The organism is Bradyrhizobium genomosp. III, from assembly GCF_000261705.1.
In the GTDB taxonomy this organism is placed as follows: Bacteria; Pseudomonadota; Alphaproteobacteria; order Rhizobiales; family Xanthobacteraceae; genus Bradyrhizobium; species Bradyrhizobium ottawaense.
Window position 1 is genome coordinate 21,375 of sequence record NZ_AJQF01000374.1, and the last position, 6,627, is coordinate 28,001.

7 protein-coding genes are annotated in these 6,627 nt (G+C 59.9%); 4 read left to right on the forward strand and 3 right to left on the reverse strand.

Features of this window, described 5'->3' with window-relative positions; all coding sequences use genetic code 11:
* Positions 1-204 precede the first annotated feature (204 nt).
* On the forward strand, positions 205-1,206 hold the full coding sequence (locus tag IC66_RS0130340) for a SphA family protein (protein ID WP_038950186.1): 1,002 nt from the start codon (positions 205-207) through the stop codon (positions 1,204-1,206).
* Between the two features lie 173 nt (positions 1,207-1,379).
* On the forward strand, positions 1,380-1,643 hold the full coding sequence (locus tag IC66_RS48495) for a DUF2721 domain-containing protein (RefSeq protein WP_244429189.1): 264 nt from the start codon (positions 1,380-1,382) through the stop codon (positions 1,641-1,643).
* 32 nt (positions 1,644-1,675) lie between these two features.
* Here the strand turns inward: IC66_RS48495 and IC66_RS0130350 are convergent, their stop codons facing one another.
* The 3 genes from IC66_RS0130350 to IC66_RS46520 all read right to left on the reverse strand — a co-directional run bounded on the left by IC66_RS0130350 (position 1,676) and on the right by IC66_RS46520 (position 4,733).
* Complete coding sequence (locus IC66_RS0130350) at positions 1,676-1,984, reverse strand: hypothetical protein (protein WP_049801827.1); 309 nt, start codon at positions 1,982-1,984, stop codon at positions 1,676-1,678.
* Between the two features lie 675 nt (positions 1,985-2,659).
* A complete protein-coding gene (locus IC66_RS0130360) occupies positions 2,660-4,276 on the reverse strand; it encodes a DUF1254 domain-containing protein (RefSeq protein WP_085967835.1) in 1,617 nt (538 codons plus the stop codon).
* Positions 4,277-4,460: 184 nt separating this feature from the next.
* Positions 4,461-4,733, reverse strand: a complete 273-nt coding sequence (locus tag IC66_RS46520; RefSeq protein WP_157158104.1) for a hypothetical protein — start codon at positions 4,731-4,733, stop codon at positions 4,461-4,463.
* 1,012 nt (positions 4,734-5,745) lie between these two features.
* On the opposite strand from IC66_RS46520, the gene IC66_RS0130375 reads away from it, so the two are divergent.
* Together IC66_RS0130375 and IC66_RS0130380 are read left to right on the forward strand one after the other, a co-directional pair.
* A complete protein-coding gene (locus IC66_RS0130375; RefSeq protein WP_240536428.1) occupies positions 5,746-6,003 on the forward strand; it encodes a hypothetical protein in 258 nt (85 codons plus the stop codon).
* Between the two features lie 81 nt (positions 6,004-6,084).
* Entirely contained in the window at positions 6,085-6,252 is a 168-nt protein-coding gene (locus IC66_RS0130380; protein WP_157158105.1) for a hypothetical protein, read from the forward strand.
* Positions 6,253-6,627: the final 375 nt, after the last annotated feature.

Consider the following 6,627-nt stretch of genomic DNA (forward strand, 5'->3'; position numbering starts at 1 on the left):
CGTGACCTTAGCGCAACAGTCGCGATGGAATTTCGATTTGGAGCGTTTCGCAGGGCGATGGCTTGCGACGCGACATTTGATTCATGTCAATCTGGGATTGATCGCTGATCTCCAGGCGTTGAGGGCAGGCAGATGACGCACAACATTCCGACGCGAAATTCCAACCATTGGCGCACCTGCCGCAGCATCGGCGTTGCTGTGCTGATGTTCGGATCCTTGTCGGAAGCCGCCTACGCCGACGAGAGCGGCGTTTCGTACTGGCTTCCCGGACGCTTCAGCAGCCTCGCCGCAGTCCCTCAAGTGCCCGGATGGTCCGGGGCTGCAGTCTACTATCACACCTCCGTCGGCGCATCGGGGGGCGTTGCCGCGGCAAGGGAGATCCAGATCGGAAGAATCCCGGGCACCGTCAGCGTCAACCTGAATGCGAATCTGAATGCGCAGGCCGATCTCGTGCTGCTCAATCCGACCTACACGTTTGCGACGCCGGTCCTGGGCGGACAATTGGCCATCGGGGTCACCGGCCTGTTCGGCCGGGCCAGCACAAGCATCGATGGAACGCTCACCACCCTGGTGGGTCCGCTGGCGACAACACGCACCGGGAGCATCTCGGATTCACTTACGTCGGTGGGTGATCTGTACCCGCAGGCGACACTGAAGTGGAACGCCGGCGTGCATAATTTCATGACCTATGTGACCGGTGACATTCCGGTCGGCGCCTACGATCCCACGCGCCTCTCCAACCTCGGCATCGGCCATGCCGCAATCGACGGCGGCGGTGGCTACACCTACTTCAACCCGGCGGCAGGGCACGAATTCTCGGCGGTCGCGGGCTTCACCTACAATTTCAAGAATCACGACACGAATTATCAGAACGGAATCGACTTCCACATCGACTGGGGCGCTTCGCAGTTTCTCTCGAAGCAGGTTTTTGTCGGCCTTGTCGGTTATGGGTATCAGCAGGTCACGGACGATTTTGGTCAGCACCCGATCCTGGGCGGCTTCCGGTCACGCGTTTTCGGAATCGGCCCGCAAATCGGCTACCTGTTCCCGGTCGGCGACATGCAGGGATATCTCAATCTGAAAGGCTATGGCGAGTTCGCCGCTGAGAACCGGCCGGCGGGATGGAATACCTGGCTGACATTTTCAATTTCGCCGATGGCGCCAACCAGTACGGTGACGCCAACGCGGCGGATCGTGTCGAAGTAAGTGTACCTCGATACGCCGTCCATCAGTCAGCTCGCACACGTCATTTCGCAGGCGGCGGCGCCCGCGTTCCTGTTGGGCGCATTGGCTGCCTTCATCGCCCTCCTGATCAACCGCCTGAATAGGATCGTTGACCGGACCGCGGTCCTGAACGGGAGATCCCGGATCATGATACTGTGCGGTCGCGGCTCAAGGCCGATCTGCCGCGCCTGATGCGGCGAGCCGCCATGATGAACCGCGCCATTTTCTGGGCAGTGGTCGCGAGTATTGCGGTGACACTGCTCATCATCGTGGCCTTTGTGACCGCGTTTCTTCAGCTCCGGCATGAGTACGGCGTTGCGATCTTCTTCCTGATCTCGCTCGGCGCGTTCACGGTCTCGCTGATCGATTTTGCCCGCGAGGTCCGGATCGCGCTGAGCGAATACGACCACCACGCGTGAGGCGAAACAGCGTCAAATGGCGATCACGCCGGTCATCTCGACCACTGGCCCATCTGCAGGCAGGTCTGCAGGCTGACGTAACTTGGCGTGCCGCCAATGCTTTCCTGCGAAGTGCAACTTGCCCGGCTTGGCGCGGGGAATTTGGACCACTGGCTTGCGAGCTGCTGCCGCGCCTTCTGCTCATCTCTGATGCAGGTCTTGACCGACTGATCGACGGTGAGGCCGGCGGTGGCCGCAACGTCCAGCTTGCAGCTCCGCGTGATATCGAACTTCGGCACCCCGTCCGCCACCGGCACCACCAGTTGCGAACCCAATACGATCATCGAGACAGTGATAGGCATGTCCGGCCTCCTGCTACCCTGGCGCGACTGTATCGTAGCGCAAGCTGGCCGGACCGCTACTTATATTGTGCCGCTACGCATAGCCGACAAGGCCGGCTAGTTGCCAACTAAATCTCGATGTCCGCCTCGGGTCAAAAGCGTCGGTCGGGCGCTCGGCTGCAACTTCCGGTCCGTTCTTGAGAGCCGACATGACGAGCCGCCCCTCGGACGGCAGCGATGGGCCACTTGCGGGCATCGCTCATGCGTCCGCACCAGTTTATCTTCCGGCTGCCAGCCCGCAGCTAGTGAGGCAGGGCCAGTCAACGGAGCGGGTCGACTTTGGCAGCCATGTCGGGTGCCCGGCTCACGCGGTATCGCGCGTTACCACAGTTGAGCACCCAAACGGCATAATCAGGTCTTGAGCGCTTCGCGTCCTTCTTCGCACCAATGGCCTTGTCACAGACGAATCCCTGCAAGCGGATCTGGGCAGCTAACATACTTTGCACATTCTCCTGGGCAGCCAGCCCAGTGGATCCGCTGAAAGCGAGAGCCGCTGCTAGGGCGGGGAAGTACAGTACAGCCGACCAACTAGGTGCCACGTGCTCCTCCTCTCGATCGTTCCTAAGCGGCAATTGCCAGCCTCGCTCGTCCAGCCTGCGGCGGCAGGCGATTGGTTATGCCTGCCGCCGCCGCATGTCACTTCACCTGCTCGACTTCGCTCAGCCGCCAGCTCTTGGTAAAGAACGGCTCAAGCGGGCTGTAGAGGCGCAGGATCACGAACCAGCCTTTCTTCGGGTCGGTTTGTATCCAGTTGCCGCGCTTCACTCCTGCGGGCTGCGTGGGGCCGAAGTAGATGGTCGTGGAGCCGTCGGCATCCGCCTCTGCCGCTGGCGACGGGTAGCTCTGGCTGCCGGCGCGGGGATAACGCTGCGGTGTGTCGAGCATCGACCGCGTCATGTTGTCGTAAACCGTGAACGACCAGAAGTTCTCTTCCGGGATGCCCTTGGGCAGCGTCACTTTGTAGGTCTTGGCGCCGTCGAAATAATTCCTTTCCGCGTCGGTCATCGCCAGCAGATATTGCGAGCCGATGCCAGGCAGCCGCATCGCCATTGCTGGCGTGATGCCGGTAACGCCGTAGAAGAAGTTGGTGCGCGCATCCATGGTGCGGTAGCCGGTGGCCGGGAAGGGTTTGACTCCCTCGCGCGTGATCTCCGGGATCGGCGTTTCGAACTCGTAGCCGCTCACGAACAGGAAGTTGAACCACGACGAGTTCGGGTAATAGAACCAGCTCGGATCGCGCGGGACCATGAACAGGGCACGCGAGGTCGCGTTGGCGAGCGCAAGAGCATCGGTCATGATCTTCTTCATGCGTGCATCGGGCGCGAACGGCTTGCCCTTGACGATGCCGATGGCGGCGACCGGTCCCATCAATTCTGCATCGAGCGAGGTCGCCGGCTCCTTCTGCACGACCTCGTTGAGCATGTCGTAGAAGGTCCAGTCGTTCGGCGGAAGGGTATTCATCACCTTGCCGCTGCCTTCATGGAACACCGTCGCCGGCGGTGCGGTGACCCGCCCCAGCTTGGCCTTGCCGGCCAGGAAGTCCGAAATCGGCGTGCCCACGCCGCCCGGCTCGTAAGGGTAGACCTTGGTGAACTTACGGATTGTCTCGGCGACCGGCTTCGGATCCTTGTGATCCTCCAGAAAAGAGCGGCCGAACCACAGGATGGTGTTGGTGCGGGCATGCCCGATGAAGTATCCGCCGTCGGGCAGTTGACCCTTGTAATCCGGCGGCACGATCAGGTACTTGCCACCTTCTCCGCGATCGGGGCCGGGCAGGCCGAGATCGATGATCCAGCGAAACCAGGCGTCCTGCACGGTGCCGAGAAACTTGGGCGGTGTCTCCACCACCACCGGCCCTTTGCTCAGATCGAGGTAGCCCATAACGTAGATGGTGTCGGCGTTCGCCGTCAGGAACAGCGACTTGGCATCCATCAGGTCGGAGAAGACGATCACCTCGTTCTCCTTGACGCCGACGCTTCGCAAACCCTCGCGTAGCGCATGGATGCTGACGCCCCGCATGTTGTCCATGAACGCGCGATAGGCATAGGTGAAGTCGAGATTGTCGAAGAGCTTGTCGGCAGTCGCCTTGCTCGGGACGCCGTCCTTGAACTCGAGCGCGCCAATGCGCGACTCGATCTTATCGGGCGTGACCAATGATGATGGAATGGGACCTGGGGTCTGGGCAGTTGCGAAGTGCGGCAGCAGCGATACGGCGCAGCCAGCGATGGCTGCAAAGCATCTGACGGCATTCATCATCGTTGTCGCCTCCCTGTGGAATACAACGTCCCCCTAGGAATGCAGCGCCGGTGCAATTTTAACTTGTGAAGGGCTCCAGACAATTCGGCCCGAGCAGTCTTACCCGCGACCAATAGTCGTATTGCGGACGAAATCGGGCACGCCACAACGCTGGCCGCTAACTGCCGAAGCCAAGCGGCCTTTAGTTCATCTTTTGGCGGAGCTTCTTGATGATCTCGCGCAGATTGGCAATGTACTCCTCGATAACACGTCGAGCCTCTTCCAAGTGCGTCGGCTTGGGTGCCGCACGTTTTTCTGGCTGGGGCTCAATCATGCCTGAAGATTTGACCCGCACGGCTGGCGGCCATTGACTTAGATCAACTGACTTTTGGCAGGGGCGAGGTCCGCTGAGGGTCAAAAGCGGCGGCAGATGCCAAGTCAGACCGTGGTCCGGTTTGCCCCTGAAGCCGGACATGACGCGCGTTTAGGCCACTTTCGGCTACGGGCCAGAAGCGGACTTCAAATGGGAAAGAGGCCGCCGACTGAGGCGACCTTATTCTTGGTCACGTTTCGGCTGGTCCCAAAACAGCTTCTTGCATTCGGGACATCGAAAGATGGCAATCGGCCCGTCCAGAGAACCAACTACGTCAACGAAGTGCATGGGCTTATGACAAGCCGAGCAAGCCGGCAGATGCTTGGTTTCTTGCTCTTGCTTGGCCATCCCCGGGAACGCTCGAACAGTGGCATAGGTTTCTACGCTCATGGCATCGGCCCAACCGGAGACGGGGAGCTACTAGAGAGGTCGCCAAGTGCCTCACTCTGGAGCGAGCCTGTAAACCTCTCCTGGTTCAAGGTTGAGTTCCTGAAACAGCGATTGCTGCTTTGCAGTGAGAACCGTTGGTACAATTTCGGCCGTCCAGCCTTCGGGAACAGCCGCGAGTACTAGCGTCAACGCCTGACTGGGCTTGGCTAAGGCCAGCCACATCTGCTTCGCTGGCCGCGCGTCGTCTGAGGTCACCTCAACGATTGTGAACGACTTGCCGAACGACTGCCATCAATGGCTAATCCGGGGACATGCCGAGAGTTGCAATAACTAGCTGGGTCGAGGAAGTCGGACGGGGCCGGCAATCAACCTATACGTGGGCACCCAAGCGGTGTTCCACGATTCCATGGTCGCGCCGCAAACCGAGCACTCGAAGCTGGCGATCTGCCGACCCGGGGCCATCGCCTCGATTCGGCTATAGACCGCGCCACACCGACAGGTTCGGTAATGAGAATCGGACATGTCCGTTTATGCGCCCGAAAGGCAAAAAGGCTACTACGAAAACCGCACTAGGCCGCCGAGGCCGGAAATGGGCTGCTGCCCGTGAAGCTGAAGGTACAGGCCGCAACCGGAACGTCTGATAGCAAAGCCTGGGACCGCTGTGCGGGGTGCCGCCTTGCCCCGAGCCCTGCATCTAGTTACGCTCCAGGCGAAGCTCAATTCGATGCTGGCAGATCACATGCTTACGTCCACGCGCGAGTACATTGATTTTTGGATCGAGAACAGCGTTCACGCCGCGGAGCAATACGGGACGCCGGGCGCTTCACAAAGCGTGGACGTATTGGTTGACCGCCTCGTTGAAGGCGCCAAGAACCAAAACATCACGCGAGCGGCCATTGAGAAAGAGGTCGGCGATCTAAAGCAGTATATCGAGGAAAAACTCGCAACCGCGAACCGGATTGAGCAGGATCGCCCCAAATGACGTCTACTTGCGCCTGAGTTCTAGAGCCGATGAAGTCGGTCTGTCTCAGCTCCGATTATGAAGCGCCCTGCGGGAAAAGCCATGGCAATGCGAGAGGAAATAAAGCGAGTGATACATGCTGCGACCCCCGGTATGTCGCAGCAGCTCTACTCAACACTGCTGGTGTTAGGCGAGCTTCTAAGCAACGCACTCGACAGAATTGATGAACTCGAAAAGAAAGCCAACAGTCAGACGGCAGATAAGCGCTGATCGAGCAAGCTCTCGGCCACTCTTCCTGCTCTGAAACCTTCACCCTCAGCATGCCTCTGCTGTCACTAGGTCCATTGGCTGCGCTCTTTCCGACTGCCTAGAACGGGGTCAGGTTAGCCACAAAATGAAGCGACTCGTGCGAGGTCCGCAGTGGGTCACGAGCGGCTGTGGAGGCCAGCAGCCCGCTCGTCCGGTCTCCTCTCAACAGCAGACGCCGGCTATCACGCAAGAGGGCAGCTAGGGACCACAAGGCGACATTCGAAAGGATGAGGGTCTCTAGCTGATGCGGCGTTACTCGTCGAAAGCTACGCCGATCTGACCGTCCTTTCGCCAAACAATATGGCAGCGCCTAGCTGCCGCGCCGAGCGGACCTTC